This is a genomic window from Acinetobacter sp. ABJ-A23_2, assembly GCF_044538765.1.
GTDB lineage: Bacteria > Pseudomonadota > Gammaproteobacteria > Pseudomonadales > Moraxellaceae > Acinetobacter > Acinetobacter nosocomialis_A.
In genome coordinates this window covers 25,969-45,339 of the sequence record NZ_JBIUCP010000020.1, presented here as the reverse complement: position 1 = coordinate 45,339, position 19,371 = coordinate 25,969, and the positions used below count along the sequence as shown (strand labels likewise).

Genomic DNA, 19,371 nt, shown 5'->3' with positions numbered 1-19,371 from the left:
TGTAGCCTTAGGTGTTTCTTAAATATCAAAAAATACAGTTTCGTCATCGCCTTGAATACGAATATCAAAGCGGTAAACAACTTCACCATTTTCTTCAAAACGTTTTGCAATAAGAGTTTGGCGACGTGGGGCCCATTCAATGCTATTTAGAATTGGATCGTTAGCATTTGCCTCTGCTTCATCTTCAAAATAAACACGTGTATGAAGACCCAAGTTAATACCGCGAGCGAAAATAACTAACGCAATATGTGGAGCTTGAGTTGAACCTTTACGGCCTGCTGTCGCACCTGGCTTAATTGTATTAAAGCTCCAAACGCCTGTTTCAAAATCGGCACCTGTACGGCCCCAGCCCTGAAATGCAGGATCAGCTTTTTGCTCACGCGTATCTGCCTGACTTGGATAAATACCGTTCGCATCAGCCTGCCAAATCTCAATGAGTACATCACGTAGCGGTAAACCTAATCCGTCAAACACTTGACCTTCAAGACGAATACGCTCACCTTTGGTTTGGTCTTGAACCAACTGGTTATTAAAGTTGTTTTCAAAAACTTCAATACCGGCCTGTTTTGGCAATAAACCAATGTGAACGTAAGGACCACCTGTTTGAGATGGAGTTTCTTTTAATTCCTGAAAATTCCAGTTGTTCATGCTCGTGCTCCCGATTAAGTCAAATCATTTTCGAAGTAAGTCGCTCGACGTCCACGTAAAGTGATGTCAAAACGGTAACAACGGCTATCTGCTTCGATAAAGTTGTTTTTATCTTCTAGTGCAATCAAGGCACGACGTTGATCTTCAGAAGGAATCGTTTTTAAAATCGGGCAAGTGTCAATTAATGTATCGCCTTCAAAATAAAACTGCGAAATCAGACGCTGAGCCCAACCATCAGCAATTAAAGAGAAATGAATATGAGCAGGACGCCATTCATTAATACGGTTACGCCATGGGTACGGACCCGGTTTAATGGTACGGAAAATATAAAAACCGTTTTCATCAGTTAAGGTACGGCCACACCCACCAAAGTTAGGGTCCATTGCACCAATAAACTTATCGTTTGGATGGCGGTAACGACCAGAAGCATTGGCTTGCCATACTTCTAGAAGTGCATTTTTTACAGGACGACCAAATTGGTCACGAACATAGCCATGAACAATGACACGCTCACCAATTGGCAAACCATCTTTGGCATAGTTCAAAATCAAATCGTTATCTTTTGGGCCAAACAGATTTGAAGAAAAATGCGGCGCAGTGACTTCTGTTAAAGTCTCATTAATTGAGATCAATGCATTTTTTGGCGAACGTAATACACTTGTTTTATAACCTGGCGTATACGCTGGTGGATGATCATCTGTATTACGTTGGGCGTAAGCACCCCAGCTATGTTGTGACATCTTTATCTCCTTAATCCTGTTCTTTCGCTGCAATTGGGTTTACTTCTATCCCCAACTCTTTAAAGACTTCTTCAGCCATGTGCATTGCAGCGTTTGCAGCAGGTAAACCCGCATAGAGTGAACTGTGTAAGATCAGCTCTTTTAAATCTTCTTTAGTTACACCGTTGTTGAAACAAGCACGTAAATGCATGCGTAGTTCATCTTCACGGCCCAGTGCCAATAAAATTGCGATAGTCACTAAACTACGGGTATGACGTGGTAAGCCTGGGCGAGACCACACTTCACCCCATGCATAACGGCTAATAAAATTTTGGAAATCTTGGTTAAAGTCATTTAGGTTCTGCAAAGACCGACCAACATGTTTTTCACCCAAAACTTCAGTCCGCACCTCAATGCCTTGTTTATAGCGTTGTTCATCATTCATTGTGATAGACCTCTATTAAGTTGCATCGGTATGCGCAACAATTGATTTAATAAATACCGCAACAGCAGCAGCGGTCGCTGGAATGAGTAATAAACTAAGAATGGCGGTAAACGACCAATCATTGCCGAGTAACACAGCTCCAATCCACGCACCAAATACCGCACCAAAACGCCCAATACCCGTCATCCAAGACACACCAGTTGCGCGGCACTGCGTTGGGTAGAAACGAGCGCTTAACGCCGGCATCGAAGATTGCGCACCATTAATGGCGATACCCGCACAAAGTACCAATACTGCAAGTAAGGTTGAGTTGCCTAAGCTTTGACCGACAGCAATTGCAAATAGACCTGCGGCAAAGTAGAAAATGGCGATAACTCGGTTCGGGTTGAATTTGTCCATTGCCCAACCAATAAACAATGCGCTCACTACACCGCCGAACTGGAACAAACCGCCAATAAATGCAGCACGCTCCATCGAAGCACCTGTTTCACGCATAAGTGTTGGTAACCAACTTGTTAGCAAGTAAACAACCACGAGTCCCATGAAGTAAGTCACCCAAAGCAAAACCGTACCTTTGGCATATGGCTTAGAAAACATAATTCCAAAGACATTTTTCTTTTGAACAACTTCTGTTTTTTCTTCAGGCACATGAAATGCTGTCGCATTTTGAATCTGTGCTGGTGCAATATGGTTTAAGATTTTGCGTACTTTTTCTGGATTCTTGCCTTTCACAATTAAAAAGCGGTAAGACTCAGGTAACACCAAAATCACTAAAATCATTAAAATTAAAGGTGACCAGCCGCCGAGCAAAAATAAACTATGCCAACCGTAGGTCGGGATAAGCCAACTGCTAATAAAACCACCTGTAGCCATACCCAAGTTGTAGCCACAGAACATACATGTCACGAGTAATGAGCGAATGCGGGTTGGACAGTACTCAGAAAATAAAGTGGTCGCATTCGGCATAGCTGCGCCAAGCCCAATACCTGTCAAAAACCGTAAAACGACAAGGCTATCCAAGTTGGTTGCATAAGCAGATGCCAAGGTGAACCCACCAAATACAAGCATCGAAAAGGCTAAAACAATTTTGCGGCCAAAGCGGTCAGCTGTCGGGCCAGAAACTAAAGCTCCAATAATCATTCCACCAAGTGCGGCACTCATCACCGGCCCTAACTGAGAACGGTCAACGCCCCAGTCCTGAGCCAATGCTGGAGCGATAAAACCCATTGCAGCTGTATCGATACCATCAGTAAAAATAATTAAGAAACAGATGATTGCGATCATCCATTGATATTTACTAAGTGGAGCATCATTAATCAGTGCTTGAGCATCGATGCTTTTGCTTGGTGTAGCGTAATCCTGAGACGCCATATTTGCCTCCTTAAGGCCAATTCCTTTTAAATTACTAAGCGATTAGATTTGCTGAATAAATCTAGTCAATTCCTGAGTAAATCTTTGTGGTTGCTCAATATTAGAAAGATGAGATGCTTCAAGTTTTGCAAGCTGGCTATTATTAATTGCTTTCTGCATAAATTCGGCATCTGCTACCGTCGTTACCGGATCTTCTGTTCCTGCAATCAGTAGCGTTGGAATTTGGATTTGTGCAATTTCATCTCTTAAATCGGCATACGCTAAAGCGCGACATGCATTGGCATAACCTTGTGCTGGTGTGTTTGCGAGACTTTGAATCGTCGTTTGTGCAACCACGTTATGTTGATAGTCGAAGTTTTCACTGAACCAGCGGGTATGCGTAGTTTTAACTAGCTCGGCTAAACCATTTTTTTCTACCGATTCAGCACGACTTAACCAAGCCTCAGTCTGACCAATTTTGGCTGCTGAGTTTGCAACCGTAATGCTATTAAAACGATTTGGATGATGAATACCCAACCAAAGCCCTGTAATTCCGCCCATTGATATGCCGCAAAAATGAGCTTTTTCAATATTCAGGGCATCTAAAATATCAACAACATCTTCAGCTAAGTTTTGCAATGTGGTGTCACTAATTACATCACTTTCGCCATGACCACGTGTGTCGTATGTAATGACATTAAAATGACTTTTAAGCTCATCTACTTGCGGCTGCCACATTCCATGATCTGTTCCTAAGGAGTTAGATAACACAAGTGCTGGAGCATCTTTTAATCCGTCGGTATATACAGCGAGCTGTTTCCCTTGTCGGTTGGTTATAAGCTGTTTCACTTTATGTCTCCTCCTTGTGCTTCTTGCAGAACAGCATCAATTTGAGCTTGAATGTTGCCCAAATAGTTTTCTGCTTTAAATATTTCCAAAATTTCTTTTTGACTAAAATGTTCTTTTACTTCATCTAACTGACTAACAACCTCAGATAAATGCTGCTTTTGAGCCACGGCTGTTTTACATGCAGCTTCAACTAAATGATGAGCATTTAAACGACCAATTTTGGGAGCAAGTGCCATCATCACCGCTTCTGCCATAATTAACCCGTTGGTACACTCAAGGTTCTGTTGCATATGCTCAGCATTAACTTCAAAACCTTGTAGAACTTCACCAGTACGGCTTAATGCTCCAGCACAAAGCTGAAAGATTTCTGGAACTGCTAACCATTCTGCATGCCACGCACCTAAGCTACGTTCATGTTCCTGTACCATGCTTTGATAAATGCTAGACATCAGTGCTGGTACACGATTCGCCGCGGCCAATACGGATGCTGCCGCAACTGGATTACGCTTATGAGGCATGGTCGATGAACCACCACGACCCTTTGCGGTTGGCTCAAACAACTCTGCAATTTCAGTTTGCATCATGAGTGACCAATCCCGTGCCATCTTGCCCGTATTCCCGACAATCATGCCAAGCACACTTGCAATTTCTACAATACGATCACGCTCACCATGCCATGTGCTTGTTGGTACACTCAGATTCAGTTGCTTCGCAAATGCACTGACCACAAGCGAACCTTGGTCTTGCAATGAAGCCAACGAACCCACAGCACCGCCTAACTGAGCAGTGAGCACACGTGACTTCATAGCTTGTATACGGTCTAAATCACGTTTAAATGCAGAAGCCCAACGAGCAAGCTTATGCCCTAAAGTAATAGGTAAAGCTTGCTGTAACCATGTACGCCCAATCATGACTTGATGGCGATATTGTTTAGCTTGTTCTAACGCAGTGCTGTAGCACTGTTGAAGTTGAGCTTCAATAATGTTCAACGCATCACAACATTGCAAAATACAAGCTGTGTCTAAAATATCCTGACTGGTTGCGCCCCAATGCACATAACGTGAAGCATCTTCATCAATATCTTTAACAATTGCCGTAAGCTGTTTTACAAATGGAATTGCAATATTTCCAGCTAAGCCAGTTGCTACCGCCAAAGCGGAAAAATCAAACTTGTCTAGTGCATGCTCAGCTACTTGGGCAATGGTATTAGCCGCATTTTGAGGAATCACACCAACTTGTGCCTGTGCTTGCGCTAACGCAACTTCAACCTGAATCATGTAAGTGACTAAAGATGAGTCACTAAAGATGTCAGTGACGTCTTCTTGGTAAAACAAGCTGGCATATAACTGGCTCATGACTAGACTCTCTCAATAATCAATGCGATGCCTTGACCCACCCCAATACACATTGAACACAAGGCATAACGACCACCTATCTGTTCAAGCTGGTTTAAGGCTGTAGTCACAAGACGTGCACCTGACGCACCGAGTGGATGACCTAATGCAATTGCACCACCGTTTGGATTCACCTTGTCAGAGTTGTCTGGTAAACCTAAATCACGGGTGACGGCCAAAGCCTGTGCAGCAAAGGCTTCATTCAGCTCAATTACATCCATCTGCTCTAAAGTCAGGTTGGCTTGTTTAAGTAGTTTTTTAATGGCTGGTGCCGGAGCAAAACCCATAATGCGTGGTTCTACGCCCACGGCTGTTGAGGCAATGATCTTGGCACGCGGTTTTAGGTTGTAAGCTTGAATGGCATCATCAGAAGCAATCAGCAAAGCTGCTGCACCATCGTTAATACCTGAAGCATTCCCCGCAGTAACTGTACCATCTGCTTTCACAACAGGCTTAAGTTTGCTTAAGCCTTCAAGGGTGGTCGATGCACGTGGATGTTCATCGGTATCAATCACAACAGCCTCACCCTTACGCTGAGGGATTTCAACTGCCACGATTTCTTTAGAAAAAAAGCCTTTGGCTTGCGCGCTTGCGGTGCGTTGTTGGCTCACCAAGGCAAACTGGTCCTGATCTGCACGATTGACGTTAAACTGTTCAGCCACGTTTTCGGCAGTCTGGGGCATGGTGTCTACACCATACAATTCTTTAAGTTTAGGGTTAATGAAACGCCAGCCCATGGTGGTATCTTCAATCTTCTGGCTACGGCCAAAGGCACTTTCAGACTTACCCATCACATACGGTGCACGGCTCATGCTTTCTACACCACCTGCAATCACCAAGTTCGCTTCACCTGCTTTAATAGCACGGGCAGCAATGGCAATGGCATCGAGTGAAGAACCACAGAGACGGTTAATGGTGGTTGCCGGTACCTGATACGGTAAACCTGCAAGCAGTGATGACATACGGCCCACGTTACGGTTATCTTCACCGGCTTGATTCGCACAACCATAAATCACATCATCGACCTGTTCCCAATCTACATTTGGGTTACGCTGCATGAGCGCTTTAATCGGCACAGCGCCAAGGTCATCGGCACGGACAGGTGCAAGGCCACCGGCATAACGGCCGAATGGAGTACGGATGGCATCGATGATATAAGCGTTTTTTAATGTCATTTCCCTACTTCCTTACCCTTGAGTCGAATCAATCAAAGTTGCACCGGTTAAAGCCTGTAACTCATCAAAGCTAAGACCTTCAACTTTCTCAATCACCTTTAAACCATCTCTGGTCACATCAATCACACACAGGTCAGTGTAAATACGGTCAACACAGTGTTTACCCGTCACCGGATAAGTCAGCTCAGCGACAATCTTCGGTTCACCTTGTTTGGTGACGTGGTCTGTAGTGATAAATACTTTCTTGGCACCCACAGCTAAATCCATCGCACCACCTACCGCAGGAATTGCATCAGGTGCACCCGTGTGCCAGTTCGCCAAGTCACCATTCGCTGCCACCTGAAATGCCCCAAGCACGGCAATATCAAGGTGACCACCACGCATCATGGCAAATGAGTCGCCATGGTGGAAAAAGCTGCCGCCTTCAAGCATGGTCACAAACTCTTTACCCGCATTAATCAGTTCAGGGTCTTCTTCACCCGCAGCTGGCGGTGGGCCAAAAGCCAACAGGCCATTTTCAGAATGTAGGAAGACATCTTTGTCAGCAGGTAAGTAGCTGGCAATCTTGGTCGGTAAACCAATACCCAAGTTCACATAGGCTCCATCGGGAATATCTTGTGCCACACGTTGTGCAATCTGGTCACGGCTGAGTTTCTGGTAGCTCATGTTATTTCTCCTTATTGCTTACTGTGCGGGCTGTACTTGTACAACGTGCTGTACAAAAATACCTGGGGTGATGATGTGTTCCGGATCTAATCCACCCAGTTCAACCACTTCAGAAACCTGGGCAATGGTGACATCAGCAGCCATGGCCATGATCGGGCCAAAGTTACGTGCAGATTTACGGTAAACCAGATTGCCCCAGCGGTCGCCCTTATAGGCTTTAATCAGGGCAAAGTCAGCCTTGATCGGATACTCAAGCACATAGTCTTTACCATCAATATGACGGGTTTCTTTGCCTTCAGCTAAAAGTGTTCCAAAGCCAGTTGGGGTAAACACCGCCCCAAGACCCATGCCTGCTGCCTGAATACGGCACGCCAGATTGCCTTGCGGTACCAGTTCAAGTTCAACCTTTCCGGCACGGTACAGTTCATCAAATACATAAGAGTCAGACTGACGTGGGAAAGAGCAAATCACTTTTTTAATTGAACCAGCTTTGAGCAGCTTAGCGAGACCATAATCCCCATTACCGGCATTGTTGCTCACAATGGTCAGGTCCTTAACGCCAAGATCAATCAGACCATCAATGAGTTCAGCGGGTTGTCCTGCGGTACCAAAACCACCAATCAGAATGGTTGCACCATCTTTAATCTGCGATAGAACCTCGCTTAGTGAGAACTTACTTTTGTCAATCATTAGACAACTCCATTGTGCTCATTGAAGAAGAGAGAGGTAAGAGATTTAGGCACACTGAGGCGAGAAGAATAGATAAATATTTCACTCAATCCCGAGTGTTTCCCTTAGATTTCCCTTTTAAACATTTTTGATAATTTTCAGATTTTGATCTAGTCAGCTATATATAGTTTTGTTCGATTTAGGATTTTTTTGTTCGACTATCGAACATTATCTAAGTAAATTACTTATTCAATCTTACAAATACAAGTTATAAAAAAATACTAATTATTTTGGATAGATATGTAGAAACACCATATTCACTTAGGCTATTTTATAAGTAAAATTACCATCTATCCTGTATATAAAATCTTAATTTTGTGATTGTAAAATCAAGCGAGCAAGTTCTAAATCATCGGGGTAAGTAATTTTTATATTATCAGAACGTCCCATGACCACCTGTACACTCTCTCCTATAGATTCAAGTGCACTCGCCTCATCTGTAATAGTCAAATTATTTTTTAGCGCTGTTTCTATCGCTTTTTTAAGAATTCCAATTTTAGCAATTTGAGGAGTTTGAGCTTGCCACAACAGCTCTCGACTTACGGTTTTGTCAATTTGCTGTTCCTGATTTACTTGTTTTAGCGTATCGCGCACAGGAATTGCCAAAATAGCACTCTGGTTTGTTTCAACCGCAGTTTTAACGAGAGCGTTAAGGCATTCAAAAGTCACACAAGGCCTTGCAGCATCATGTACTAATACCCAATCATTCTCATCCGCAATCTGCAATAGATAACTCAAAGCATTTAATACTGAGTGCACACGTTCAGCACCACCATTACAAAAATGGGCTTTATTTTTATCTTGAAAAGCTAAAGTCGAGGCAAAATTATCCTGTGCACCAATTGCTAAAACATAGCCACTTAGTGGAAGTTGACTTAAACGTTTAACTGTATGCTCTAAAACAGTAGCTTCTTGAATGTATTGATATTGCTTTAATTCAGTTTTGGAAAACCGACTTCCCGAACCAGCAGCAGGGATAACCGCCCATAATTTAGTCTGGGATGTCTGGGGATGGAGGTGTCTCATTAGTTTCCAAATCTACTTTAGCGTTCGGGTCAATATAAATAGGCTTATAATTAGTACTAATTGTACTCATTTGAACAAATGTTTCATGAGGCTTAACTAGACCAAGATCAAGACGAGCATGCTCTTCTATTGCTTCTGTACCATTTTTTAGGTCAAAAACTTCAGCTGCCAAAATGCGATTTCGCTCTTTAAGCTCATCATTTACTTCAGCTTGTTGTTGGATCTGTTGCATAAGCGCTTGATGAGGAAAATAACCACCCTCACCTAACCAGAACTGATATTGCAATATAGCTACTAAAACAATAACCAGTAGCAATATAAGTTTGCTTGAAGTGGATCGAAATACTTCTAACATAGCATTAAGAGCTTTAATTAAAAACTTTTATTAAGTTTTTGTATTGTATGACAATTTACAAGCGACATGCAAAATACCTGCAAAATTCCTGCAAAACTATGAATGGTCATATTACTTTAAATTGACCATTGTGACATGTTTCATTTTGTCAAAATTAAACTCAATTGGAAAGGAAAATAATGTTTATAAACACAACTGTTTATAAATCAATCTATGGATATAAAAGTTACTCTTAAGAATGAGTAAAAACAGCAAATATCATAGAAAAACCAGCAACTACTAACATACAATCCAGCAATAAATTAAAAGTTTTCTCAGACATCTTTATTACAAAAGTTTTGCCAATATAGTTACCAATAATTAGAGAAAAACCGACAGCAACTCCCGCAATTAAAATATTTTGTTGTAAAACGCCTAGAGCACCAAAAGTTAAGCTTTTCGTTACGTAAATACCAAATGAAGCGGCTGCCTCTGTCACCAAGAGAGCTCCTTTCGTTAAACCGAAACCATTAAAAACTGGGAGTAATAAGGGGCCTGTCGAGAAAACAACGCCTGTAATATAGCCAAGCACACCACCTGCAATAACCATTTGCCATGAACTAAATTTAAAACTATGGCGTTTGGCATAATGCCTAATCGGTATTAAACAGAAGAAAAATATACCTATACATAAGTTAGACAATACAGGTGACATGATCCATAAGGTATTGGCCCCTAGTATCGTTGCTGGTATGCCCAAACTAGTAAATAAAAGAAATGCTTTAATATTAAGTTCTTTACGCCACATCACTACACGTGAAATATTCCCCATGATTGCAGCAATCGCCATAATAGGTACCGCAAGTTTCGCCCCAAAAATATAAGAAAGTATAGGCAACAAAATAATAGATGACCCAGTCCCTACTACCCCACTAATCAGTCCTGATAGAATCCCAATAACAGCAAGTGCTACATAGATCATAGGCCTAACCAAAATAATTATTCTTAAGTATCTACAATAGTCTAGGTTTTAAAATCGTACTATAGCTCTCTTCTATTTTTGGCATTTAAAAATTTTTCAAAAATAATTAAATAACTATGAGCTTAGATGAATAAAGCTTTTTAAAAACACATATTTCTTATACTTTTAACCAATAACCACCTAAAAAGTATAGTTTTTTAATTTTTATTTTGATAAGAATTTTAAATGTATTTTTGATACATATTTTAAATAAGTGAGAAAAAAGATGGATCTTTCTAATATTTTTATAGGTGACACGACGTGGCCCTTTGTTTTAGAAATATTAATTCGCTGTACTGTCATGTTCATTATCATTATTAGTTTTTTAAGACTATCTGGTAAACGCGGTATACGGCAACTCTCCTTATTCGAACTGGCTATCATTTTATGTTTAGGATCTGCTGCTGGCGATCCTATGTTTACTAAAGATTTACCCATTGCCCACGCATTCGTAGCTTTTATAGTTATTCTTTCATTATATCGTTTTGTTACATGGGGTATGGTAAAACATAAAAAAATTGAAAACTTGTTAGAAGGAAGAGCTCTTTGCGTCGTCAAAGATGGCCTTCTCGTCTATAAAGACTTCCAAAAACAGACATATTCTCATGACGAATTTTTCTCAGAAATGCGCCAGCAAAACGTAGAGCATTTAGGTCAAGTCAGAACAGCACTGCTTGAATCCGATGGTATTTTGAGCTTACTTTATTATGAGGATGAAGATGTTAAATGGGGTCTACCTTTATTCCCAGACGCCTATCGTAAAGCTGATGTACTTAAAATTAATACTTTTTATTCTTGTATGAAATGTGGCGAGACTAAGGTTTTAAATAAACTCGATCAAGAATGTTCTCGTTGTCATCATCATAGTTGGGCTGAATCTTTAAAAACTCGGCGTTTAGGATAAATAAAAAAGTGCTATTTCTAAGAAGTAGAAATAGCACTTTTATTTTAAATATTAATTTTTCATCAATATTTAAATAAGCAAAGCATTATTCAAAAGATTAGTTTAAACCTTTGAACTCAGCTTTACCGCGGTAAGCCGCTTTAGTCATTTCTTCAATACGAAGCAATTGGTTATATTTAGCAACACGGTCAGAACGGCAAAGTGAACCAGTCTTGATTTGACCTGCTGCTGTACCTACTGCTAAATCAGCAATAGTTGAATCTTCTGTTTCACCAGAACGGTGAGAAATAACAGTTGAGTAACCATTTGCTTTAGCAAGGTAGATTGCATCTAAAGTTTCAGTCAATGTACCAATCTGGTTATATTTAATCAGAATTGAGTTACCTACTTTCTCATCAATACCACGTTGTAAAATCTTAGGGTTAGTTACGAATAAATCGTCACCAACTAATTGGATTTTGTCACCAAGAATTGAAGTTAAGTAGCTCCAGCCTTCCCAATCAGACTCGTCAAGGCCATCTTCAATCGAGATAATTGGATATTGATTTACAAGACCAGCTAAGTAGTCTGCAAACTGATGGCTTGTAAATGCGCGGTTGCCTTCGCCTTCTAAAACGTATTGACCATTTTTATAGAATTCTGAAGACGCACAGTCAAGTGCAAGCATCATGTCTGAACCAGCTTTATAACCAGTTTGCTCAATTGCTTGAAGAATTACAGTAATTGCTTCTTCGTTTGAACGAAGGTTAGGAGCAAAACCGCCTTCATCACCTACAGCAGTGTTCAAACCTTGTTTCTTTAGAACTGATTTTAAAGAATGGAATACTTCAGCACCAGCACGTAAAGCTTCAGCAAATGAAGTGAAACCTACAGGCTCAATCATGAACTCTTGAATATCAACAGTGTTATCTGCATGCTCACCGCCGTTCAAGATGTTCATCATTGGAACAGGCATAGTCAAAATTGTTTGACCACGAAGATCTGCGATATATTGGAAAAGAGGGAGTTTCTTTTCTTCAGCAGCAGCGCGTGCAGCAGCCAATGACACAGCCAAAGTTGCATTAGCACCTAATTTTTCTTTGTTTTCAGTACCATCAAGCGCGATCATTGTGTTATCAATGTCTTTTTGCTCAAAAACTGATTTACCCAACAAAGCATCACGAATCAACGTATTTACGTTGTTAACTGCTGTACGAACGCCTTTACCTAAGTAACGTGATTTGTCACCGTCACGAAGTTCTAAAGCTTCACGAGAACCAGTTGAAGCACCAGATGGTGCACATGCACGACCAACCACCCCAGATTCTAAGATGACGTCTGCTTCGATGGTTGGGTTACCACGAGAGTCCAAAATTTCACGTGCACGAATGTCAACGATTTGGCTCATGAACAATTCCTCTGTTGAATGAATAACGCGATGCAAGTTCCTGCATCAATGAGTATCTAACTTTTTGAATCCTTTAACTAAAGTATCCAATTCTTTTAGTTGTGCCAAGAATGGCTCAAGCTGCGACAGGCGCAATGCAGATGGACCATCACATTTTGCTTTGTCTGGATCTGGATGAGACTCTAGGAATAATCCCGCTAAACCTGTTGCCATACCTGCGCGCGCTAAAGTTGTAATTTGAGCACGACGACCACCAGCTGAGTCAGAACGACCACCTGGAGTTTGTAAAGCATGAGTCACGTCAAAGAATACAGGTACATTCATTTCTTTCATGATGTCAAAGCCAAGCATATCTACAACTAAATTGTTATAGCCAAATGCTGAGCCACGCTCACAAAGAATAAGTTTGTCATTTCCAGCTTCTAAACATTTATGCAAAATATGGCGCATTTCATGAGGAGCCAAGAACTGTGCTTTTTTAATGTTGATAATAGCTTGTGTTTTCGCCATTGCTTCAACAAGATCAGTTTGACGGCTTAAGAAAGCTGGAAGCTGGATAATATCAGCGACTTCGGCAACTGGTGCTGCCTGATATGGTTCATGAACGTCAGTAATAATTGGCACATTAAAATGTTTTTTAATGTCGCCTAACCATTCAATACCTTTTTCAAGTCCAGGACCACGGAATGAATGCAAACTAGAACGGTTTGCTTTATCAAAGCTCGCCTTAAATACATAAGGAATATCTAGGCGTTTACAAATATCAATATAAGTTTCAGCAATTTCAAAAGCTAAATCTTTTGACTCAAGTACGTTCATTCCGCCAAATAATACAAATGGCAAATGATTTGCCATTTGTATATCGCCTAAACGTACAACTTCTTGTGGTTTTAATTGTGACATTTAAACTTTCCCAGTTTATTTAAAATCGCATTACTTACTTTTTTGATGCTGTGTTTTCGCAGCGTCAATAAAACTAGCAAATAATGGATGTCCATCACGTGGTGAACTTGTAAATTCCGGGTGGAATTGTACAGCAATAAACCAAGGATGATCAGGAATTTCTACAGTTTCAACTAAATGTTGTGCTGAAGAATAACCTGAAATCTTCATGCCCGCTTGTTCAATCGCCTCAATGAAACGATTATTCATTTCATAACGGTGACGATGACGTTCAGTGATCTCAGCTTTTCCATAGACTTCACGTGTTTTTGTGCCTTCAACCAATTCAGATTTTTGTGCACCTAAACGCATTGTTCCGCCCAAGTCAGACTCAAGACTACGTTGTTGTAATTCACCGCGCTCATCTAACCATTCAGTAATTAAACCAATGAGTGGATATTTTGTAGAACGGTTAAATTCTGTAGAAGAAGCTTCTGGCATACCTGCAACATGGCGAGCATATTCAATAACAGCCAATTGCATACCTAAACAGATTCCTAAGAAAGGAATACGATTTTCACGTGCGTATTGAATAGCTTTCATTTTGCCTTCAGTACCACGCTCACCAAAACCACCTGGAACTAAAATTGCGTCAGCTGTACTTAAAATAGATACGTCTTGGCTTTCAAGCTCTTCAGCATTGACATAATCAATTTGTACTTTTACGCGATTTTTAATACCTGCATGTAACAATGCTTCGTTTACAGACTTATAAGCATCTGGTAATTCAACATACTTACCAACCATAGCTACACGTAAAGTGTATTCAGGGTTCAGTAATGCTTCGACTACATTGTCCCAATCTTCTAGATTTGCTTCTGGAAGATCATTAAATCCAAAACGTTCACAGATCAAATCATCAACGTTTTGTTCATAGAATGTACGTGGAATTTGATAAATCGTTTTCGCATCTTTACATACCACTACAGCGCGTGCTTCTACGTTAGTGAACAATGCAATTTTGCGTTTAGTATCAACATCAACATCATATTCAGTACGGCAGATCAGAATATCTGGCTGAATACCAATTGAAAGTAACTCTTTTACTGAGTGCTGAGTTGGCTTAGTTTTTAACTCTGCTGCTGACTTAATATATGGCAACAAAGTTAAATGCATAAGCATGGTACGTTTATGACCAAGCTCAACCATTAACTGACGAACCGACTCCATGAACGGTAATGATTCGATATCACCTACGGTGCCACCAATCTCTACGATAGCAACATCATAGCCTTCACCTGCGCGAAGAACACGTTCTTTAATATTGTCGGTAATATGAGGAATAACCTGAACTGTACCACCTAAGTAATCACCACGACGTTCTTTATTTAAAACGTCTTGATATACACGACCACTCGTAAAGTTGTTTAGTTTTGTCATTTTAGCGCGACGTAAGAAACGTTCGTAATAACCCAGATCCAGATCGGTTTCTGCACCATCTTCGGTAACAAAAACTTCACCATGCTGGAATGGGCTCATTGTCCCTGGATCGACATTAATATAAGGATCCATTTTAACCATTGTGACTTTTAAGCCACGAGCTTCCAAAAGTGCAGCAACAGAAGCAGCAGAAATACCTTTACCTAGCGATGAAACCACACCACCAGTGACAAAAATAAAATGGGTCATTAAGTTTCTCGTACAATCAAGCCGAAATCGGCCTACAATGTTTGGCAATTTTACTGTACTCTGCCCCTATAAAGCAAAGTCAAACCGCATCAATTCAAAGAACAATAAACAACTGGTTATTCTATCAGCATTTTTAACAAAAAATTAGCTCAATCTGACATGATTTTTTCATTGCTATTTACTGTTATAATGCCAACTCCTCAATTAAATGTTGTTTTGGGCAATGGCAAATAAAAAACTTTTAATCTGTGCTGCAATTGCGGCTGGACTATTGTTAACCGCATGCGTTAAAAAAGAGACACCGAAAGAAGAAGAGCAAGACAAGGTTGAAACTGCTGTTTCAGAACCTCAACCAGCGAAGCCTGCAAAATTTGAATCTTTAGAGAGTGTAGACACTCACCAAGAAGCTCAAATTCCAGCGCAACCACAAGTTGAAGTTCAGCGTGAAGAAACAACCAATACTACAACTGAAATTCGTCGCGAAACTCGTCCTGCGCATTCTGCTGAATCTTCACAGACACAAGTTGCTGAACAACCTAAATCTGAGACACCTAAAGTAGAACCAAAACCTGAAAAAAAATCTGAGCCTAAAGCAGAACCAAAACCTGAAAAAGCTCAGCCAAAACCTGCTAAGGCAACTGAGCCTGCAAAGACAGAAGATGACGCAGTTGCTGCTGCAATTGCTGCTGCAACACCAGCACTTAAAAACTAATCTTCTGTTCAATAATGCCCAAATTAACTATTTAATTTGGGCATTTATATAATCTTCATAATATAAATAAATTTAATCCCTTTCTTTTTTATCTTTAAAGCTCCCCTGTCTGTCATTTTAGGACAATCTATTTTCAATCATTCAAAAATCATTGACTCCAATCTTGTCTGCTTATACTTTTTACATCAAGTTCCTTTTTGGAACTTAAATTAAAAGAAGATTGGAGCAAGAAAATGAATACAGCTTTAAACCGTGTACCGGCCTCTTTTCCTGTGCGTCGCATGGACTACAATTTTGAAAATATTCCACGTTATTGGTGCAATAATGAGCCTTCACTCACCCACTATTTCACAGGTCTTTCTACTTTATTTCCCGAAGGAGAATCGTATTTTGTTAGATCTGTGCGTGCGTTACGTGCTAAAGCTAAAGAAAATAAAATTTTAGACAGAGAAATAGGTGCATTTATTGGTCAAGAGGCAATGCATTCTAAAGAACATCATGCTTTTCATGTCAGTGCGCAGCAATATGGTTTAAATCCAGAGTCATTAGAAAAAGCGACAGGCATTGTTCTTAAAGCTATTGAGAAAGTTTTTAGTAAAAAATGGAATTTGCTTGTAACAGTAGGTTTGGAACATTACACAGCAGTACTGGTAGTCAGCATGATGCAATCGGTAAATGAGCTTATGACTGATACAACTATTCGTAACTTATGGTTATGGCATAGTGTAGAAGAAACCGAGCATAAAGCTGTTGCATTCGACTTATATCAGTATTTATATGGCAACGGATTAGGTGCTTATATTCCTCGTATTTCAGTTTTTACTTTTAGCTTAATTCTGATCACTGCTTTTTTAACCGTTTACCAAATTGTTTTAATGAAACGGGATAAACAACTGGCTAACTTCAAATCTTGGCGCAACTTTTTTAGCTTTGCTAGCAAACAATATAAAGTTTTGATTCCTAAATTTCTTGAATATTATCGTTTTGATTTCCATCCTAACCAAACAGATGAAAAAGCTTTAGTTGCTGCCACTAAAATAAAAATTGGTATAAATGATAAAACTCCACTCTTATCTTAAGAGGTAAAAAATAAAGCCCAGACTTTGGGCTTTATTTATGCATTTGATGATTGTCTATTTATTACGTTCAATTAAAAAATAATCAGACATCAGACGTGCGGCCCATGACGTGCTACGCCATCCTTCATAAAATGCGCAATGACTTCCTTTTTTAGTTGTCACTACAGCCACCGTACTCATTTGCTGAATTGGCTCTTTGTAAGGCTCTAAATTTTTAATAGAACAAACAGGGTCATCTTCCGCGTTCAGAATCATTAATGGAATTTTAATATTCTCAAAAACATAAATCGGGTTAATAGATTTACAGTAAGTCTCATAATCTTGAAAACCAGCCATTTCGAAGTATTCTTTTTCAAATTCTTCTAAATTGGTTGTCGATAAGACTTTTTCTAAAGATGCTATTTTGCTCCACGTATTTTGATACGGATAAATAAAATACTTAAAGAGCTTTTTAGTCATCATTTTACTATAAAAAGGATGAACATTTTTAAAACCAATTTCAGTGTTATAACCCGGGCACATCGCAAAAGCAGCTTTAAAAGGTGTATCTTCGCCTTGTTCACCCAAATAGCGAACAAGCAGACCTGTACCTGCTGATGAACCTACCGCATATAAGTCCGATGCCGGAAATAGACTTTGAATATGATTAAGCTGTTCTTTTAGATCACGCGTAGATCCAAAAAGAGAAATTTGCGGCACAGGCATTGGCAAACCAGCGTGACCACGGCGTAGACACAGTGCAATTCGCCAGCCAGTATATTGATTTAAATCACGTACCAACTCACGCATACTCTCAGGTGTACCTGTAATGGTATGCATAATTACAACCGTTGGTGTATCTGCTGGTAAATTGTAACCATACCAAGCAATTGCGGTAACACCTCCGTCATTCATAGTGAGTTGATCAATCCGATCATATTCCAGCTTTATTGTCTGTTTTCTAATAAGATCAAAATAGAGTAAATGGACATGGCTGTTCGTCAACCAAGGCGTAGGACGGTATTTCTGTTTAAGTTGAGGGAGCTTATCCAACACATCTTTAATTTGTCCTTGAGGATCATAATAAACTTTTGGATGCTCAGCACCTACCACTAAATCGAACAGCTCTGAACCGAAATCTTTAATTTTATTAAAAACAGATATGCCCATATCCAATGACTACCTATGACTATGAGTTAAATGATTGCCGCACCAAAGCAGCAACCTGCTTTCCCCAAATTGCGTAAACTTCCTTACTAGGATGAAAACCATCACTTGCCATTGGCCAATTCATGGCTTGAAAAGTTTCAATATCGTATTGAAGAAACTCAAATTGGCTCTGTGGCGCCAACCATTGTTGTAATTTTTGATTCATTTGCTCTGCATATTGTCCAAACAACCAAGCCAAAGGATTAGGTAAAGCTGGGAAATGTTGCATTGGAGGCACGCCAGAAACAATAATCAGCTTTGGCTGAAATCGTTTCTGAATATGATCAAATAACTGCTTCTGTTGTTTGACCCATGATTTAGCCGAGGTCAGCTTTGTGACATCATTTACACCAATAGATGTCACAATCACATCATACTTCTGCTCTTCTAAATGCTGCAAAGCATGAAAAACTTGTCGAGTCGTATCACCCGTTTTAGCATGAAGTTTCCACTCTAGGGAAAATTCATTTTGCAGTTCCTGAACAATTGCACCAGATAAGGCATCTTTTTGTGTTTCTACACCCACACCTGCTGCTGCAGAATCTCCTAAAATAAGCAGAGATAAAGGCTTGCCTTGACCAATGCTACCTTCTCGTTCACCTTTGGCTTCTGCTAAACGTGGCGTGTTCTTTCGAACTTTACTGCCTTGTACAAATAATACGGGCAGTAAAAGCAATGTTGAAAGTTTTAACCACATTTTATATACCTCAAGACTCTTAGGCTATTTAACAAAATTATTGCGGTTTGAATTGAGCAATTCTTATACCCATTTGCTCAGCCAATGCAGCTAAACCACTCATTGGGCGAATCATTACTTCAAAATCAATAATTTTACCGTGCTCATTAAAACGGATCATATCAATCCCTTTCAATGATTTATCCCCTACATTCGCACTAAACTCGAGCACCACATTTTCGCCATCTTCCGTGTAAAACTCACGATGATATGTAAAGTTTTCGAATACCTGAATCACGTTAGTAAGAATAAAGAAAACAACCTGTCTCCCTTCATACGGTTTATAAGCCACTGGTGAACGGAAAACGACTTCATCTGCCAGCAAATCATTTAAGTTCGATAAGTCATTTGATTGAATCATGTCGTGCCATTTTTCTAATGACTGTTTCGTTGTTTCAAGTGTCATTTTTCTTTTCCTTCAAATTGGTTTTAGTAGTG

The 19,371-nt window shown here is 40.0% G+C and carries 21 protein-coding genes; 3 read left to right on the top strand and 18 right to left on the bottom strand.

From position 1 onward, the window contains the following. Positions 1-18 precede the first annotated feature (18 nt). From pcaG to ACH63V_RS08935, 12 genes are all read right to left on the bottom strand, one after another. The gene (pcaG, locus tag ACH63V_RS08990; RefSeq protein ID WP_396463295.1) at positions 19-648 is read right to left on the bottom strand and encodes a protocatechuate 3,4-dioxygenase subunit alpha; all 630 of its coding nucleotides are present in this window, start codon (positions 646-648) and stop codon (positions 19-21) included. 14 nt (positions 649-662) lie between these two features. Beyond that, a complete protein-coding gene (gene pcaH, locus ACH63V_RS08985) occupies positions 663-1,388 on the bottom strand; it encodes a protocatechuate 3,4-dioxygenase subunit beta (RefSeq protein ID WP_000077912.1) in 726 nt (241 codons plus the stop codon). A gap of 10 nt (positions 1,389-1,398) precedes the next feature. Continuing rightward, on the bottom strand, positions 1,399-1,812 hold the full coding sequence (gene pcaC / locus ACH63V_RS08980) for a 4-carboxymuconolactone decarboxylase (protein ID WP_000997505.1): 414 nt from the start codon (positions 1,810-1,812) through the stop codon (positions 1,399-1,401). 15 nt (positions 1,813-1,827) lie between these two features. Beyond that, the gene (locus ACH63V_RS08975) at positions 1,828-3,183 is read right to left on the bottom strand and encodes an MFS transporter (protein ID WP_000168125.1); all 1,356 of its coding nucleotides are present in this window, start codon (positions 3,181-3,183) and stop codon (positions 1,828-1,830) included. 42 nt (positions 3,184-3,225) lie between these two features. Continuing rightward, entirely contained in the window at positions 3,226-4,011 is a 786-nt protein-coding gene (gene pcaD / locus ACH63V_RS08970; RefSeq protein WP_114251681.1) for a 3-oxoadipate enol-lactonase, read from the bottom strand. Next, entirely contained in the window at positions 4,008-5,366 is a 1,359-nt protein-coding gene (gene pcaB, locus ACH63V_RS08965) for a 3-carboxy-cis,cis-muconate cycloisomerase (protein WP_114251679.1), read from the bottom strand. Before pcaB ends, pcaD begins: the two co-directional genes overlap by 4 nt. A gap of 2 nt (positions 5,367-5,368) precedes the next feature. Further along, complete coding sequence (gene pcaF / locus ACH63V_RS08960; RefSeq protein WP_396463294.1) at positions 5,369-6,580, bottom strand: 3-oxoadipyl-CoA thiolase; 1,212 nt, start codon at positions 6,578-6,580, stop codon at positions 5,369-5,371. Between the two features lie 12 nt (positions 6,581-6,592). After that, positions 6,593-7,246, bottom strand: a complete 654-nt coding sequence (locus ACH63V_RS08955; RefSeq protein ID WP_163082065.1) for a 3-oxoacid CoA-transferase subunit B — start codon at positions 7,244-7,246, stop codon at positions 6,593-6,595. An 18-nt stretch (positions 7,247-7,264) separates the two neighbouring features. Continuing rightward, positions 7,265-7,936 (bottom strand): 3-oxoacid CoA-transferase subunit A, encoded by a 672-nt coding sequence (locus tag ACH63V_RS08950; protein ID WP_272305809.1) that lies wholly within the window; start codon positions 7,934-7,936, stop codon positions 7,265-7,267. Positions 7,937-8,284: 348 nt separating this feature from the next. Then, the gene (gene ispD / locus ACH63V_RS08945; RefSeq protein ID WP_396463293.1) at positions 8,285-9,001 is read right to left on the bottom strand and encodes a 2-C-methyl-D-erythritol 4-phosphate cytidylyltransferase; all 717 of its coding nucleotides are present in this window, start codon (positions 8,999-9,001) and stop codon (positions 8,285-8,287) included. Further along, a complete protein-coding gene (ftsB, locus tag ACH63V_RS08940) occupies positions 8,967-9,356 on the bottom strand; it encodes a cell division protein FtsB (RefSeq protein ID WP_004701341.1) in 390 nt (129 codons plus the stop codon). The genes ispD and ftsB overlap by 35 nt, the downstream gene beginning before the upstream one ends. 232 nt (positions 9,357-9,588) lie before the next feature. Continuing rightward, entirely contained in the window at positions 9,589-10,317 is a 729-nt protein-coding gene (locus tag ACH63V_RS08935) for a sulfite exporter TauE/SafE family protein (protein WP_396463292.1), read from the bottom strand. A 265-nt stretch (positions 10,318-10,582) separates the two neighbouring features. Between ACH63V_RS08935 and ACH63V_RS08930 the strand changes: the two genes are divergently transcribed. After that, complete coding sequence (locus ACH63V_RS08930; RefSeq protein WP_311070836.1) at positions 10,583-11,260, top strand: YetF domain-containing protein; 678 nt, start codon at positions 10,583-10,585, stop codon at positions 11,258-11,260. 97 nt (positions 11,261-11,357) lie between these two features. Here the strand turns inward: ACH63V_RS08930 and eno are convergent, their stop codons facing one another. The 3 genes from eno to ACH63V_RS08915 are packed head-to-tail and all read right to left on the bottom strand — an operon-like array spanning position 11,358 to position 15,218. Continuing rightward, positions 11,358-12,647, bottom strand: a complete 1,290-nt coding sequence (gene eno, locus ACH63V_RS08925) for a phosphopyruvate hydratase (RefSeq protein WP_004701335.1) — start codon at positions 12,645-12,647, stop codon at positions 11,358-11,360. A gap of 45 nt (positions 12,648-12,692) precedes the next feature. After that, positions 12,693-13,550 carry a 3-deoxy-8-phosphooctulonate synthase gene (gene kdsA, locus ACH63V_RS08920; protein WP_000080538.1) on the bottom strand — a complete coding sequence of 286 codons (858 nt, stop codon included), beginning with the start codon at positions 13,548-13,550 and terminating at the stop codon, positions 12,693-12,695. Positions 13,551-13,580: 30 nt separating this feature from the next. Beyond that, positions 13,581-15,218: a CTP synthase gene (locus ACH63V_RS08915; protein ID WP_263613838.1), complete on the bottom strand. Its 1,638-nt coding sequence runs from the start codon at positions 15,216-15,218 to the stop codon at positions 13,581-13,583. A 223-nt stretch (positions 15,219-15,441) separates the two neighbouring features. On the opposite strand from ACH63V_RS08915, the gene ACH63V_RS08910 reads away from it, so the two are divergent. Then, positions 15,442-15,930, top strand: coding sequence for an internalin (locus ACH63V_RS08910; RefSeq protein ID WP_396463291.1), 489 nt, complete (start codon positions 15,442-15,444; stop codon positions 15,928-15,930). Between the two features lie 233 nt (positions 15,931-16,163). Next, positions 16,164-17,009 (top strand): metal-dependent hydrolase, encoded by an 846-nt coding sequence (locus ACH63V_RS08905; protein ID WP_396463290.1) that lies wholly within the window; start codon positions 16,164-16,166, stop codon positions 17,007-17,009. A 54-nt stretch (positions 17,010-17,063) separates the two neighbouring features. Here ACH63V_RS08905 and ACH63V_RS08900 read toward each other — a convergent pair whose 3' ends face one another. The 3 genes from ACH63V_RS08900 to ACH63V_RS08890 are packed head-to-tail and all read right to left on the bottom strand — an operon-like array spanning position 17,064 to position 19,339. Beyond that, complete coding sequence (locus tag ACH63V_RS08900; RefSeq protein ID WP_396463289.1) at positions 17,064-18,158, bottom strand: YheT family hydrolase; 1,095 nt, start codon at positions 18,156-18,158, stop codon at positions 17,064-17,066. A 19-nt stretch (positions 18,159-18,177) separates the two neighbouring features. Continuing rightward, positions 18,178-18,894, bottom strand: a complete 717-nt coding sequence (locus ACH63V_RS08895; protein WP_396463288.1) for an SGNH/GDSL hydrolase family protein — start codon at positions 18,892-18,894, stop codon at positions 18,178-18,180. A 37-nt stretch (positions 18,895-18,931) separates the two neighbouring features. Then, a complete protein-coding gene (locus tag ACH63V_RS08890; RefSeq protein ID WP_240061649.1) occupies positions 18,932-19,339 on the bottom strand; it encodes a nuclear transport factor 2 family protein in 408 nt (135 codons plus the stop codon). Positions 19,340-19,371: the final 32 nt, after the last annotated feature.

What these genes read in the sequence shown, in the direction of transcription:
- pcaC (WP_000997505.1), bottom strand. Translation starts at nt 1,812, where the DNA reads ATGAATGATGAACAACGCTATAAACAAGGCATTGAGGTGCGGACTGAA.
- ACH63V_RS08950 (WP_272305809.1), bottom strand. Translation starts at nt 7,936, where the DNA reads ATGATTGACAAAAGTAAGTTCTCACTAAGCGAGGTTCTATCGCAGATT.
- ACH63V_RS08930 (WP_311070836.1), top strand. Translation starts at nt 10,583, where the DNA reads ATGGATCTTTCTAATATTTTTATAGGTGACACGACGTGGCCCTTTGTT.
- ACH63V_RS08955 (WP_163082065.1), bottom strand. Translation starts at nt 7,246, where the DNA reads ATGAGCTACCAGAAACTCAGCCGTGACCAGATTGCACAACGTGTGGCA.
- ACH63V_RS08895 (WP_396463288.1), bottom strand. Translation starts at nt 18,894, where the DNA reads ATGTGGTTAAAACTTTCAACATTGCTTTTACTGCCCGTATTATTTGTA.
- ACH63V_RS08935 (WP_396463292.1), bottom strand. Translation starts at nt 10,317, where the DNA reads ATGATCTATGTAGCACTTGCTGTTATTGGGATTCTATCAGGACTGATT.
- pcaB (WP_114251679.1), bottom strand. Translation starts at nt 5,366, where the DNA reads ATGAGCCAGTTATATGCCAGCTTGTTTTACCAAGAAGACGTCACTGAC.
- ACH63V_RS08905 (WP_396463290.1), top strand. Translation starts at nt 16,164, where the DNA reads ATGAATACAGCTTTAAACCGTGTACCGGCCTCTTTTCCTGTGCGTCGC.
- ACH63V_RS08890 (WP_240061649.1), bottom strand. Translation starts at nt 19,339, where the DNA reads ATGACACTTGAAACAACGAAACAGTCATTAGAAAAATGGCACGACATG.
- ACH63V_RS08975 (WP_000168125.1), bottom strand. Translation starts at nt 3,183, where the DNA reads ATGGCGTCTCAGGATTACGCTACACCAAGCAAAAGCATCGATGCTCAA.
- pcaH (WP_000077912.1), bottom strand. Translation starts at nt 1,388, where the DNA reads ATGTCACAACATAGCTGGGGTGCTTACGCCCAACGTAATACAGATGAT.
- eno (WP_004701335.1), bottom strand. Translation starts at nt 12,647, where the DNA reads ATGAGCCAAATCGTTGACATTCGTGCACGTGAAATTTTGGACTCTCGT.
- pcaF (WP_396463294.1), bottom strand. Translation starts at nt 6,580, where the DNA reads ATGACATTAAAAAACGCTTATATCATCGATGCCATCCGTACTCCATTC.
- kdsA (WP_000080538.1), bottom strand. Translation starts at nt 13,550, where the DNA reads ATGTCACAATTAAAACCACAAGAAGTTGTACGTTTAGGCGATATACAA.
- ACH63V_RS08900 (WP_396463289.1), bottom strand. Translation starts at nt 18,158, where the DNA reads ATGGGCATATCTGTTTTTAATAAAATTAAAGATTTCGGTTCAGAGCTG.
- ACH63V_RS08910 (WP_396463291.1), top strand. Translation starts at nt 15,442, where the DNA reads ATGGCAAATAAAAAACTTTTAATCTGTGCTGCAATTGCGGCTGGACTA.
- pcaG (WP_396463295.1), bottom strand. Translation starts at nt 648, where the DNA reads ATGAACAACTGGAATTTTCAGGAATTAAAAGAAACTCCATCTCAAACA.
- ispD (WP_396463293.1), bottom strand. Translation starts at nt 9,001, where the DNA reads ATGAGACACCTCCATCCCCAGACATCCCAGACTAAATTATGGGCGGTT.
- ftsB (WP_004701341.1), bottom strand. Translation starts at nt 9,356, where the DNA reads ATGTTAGAAGTATTTCGATCCACTTCAAGCAAACTTATATTGCTACTG.
- ACH63V_RS08915 (WP_263613838.1), bottom strand. Translation starts at nt 15,218, where the DNA reads ATGACCCATTTTATTTTTGTCACTGGTGGTGTGGTTTCATCGCTAGGT.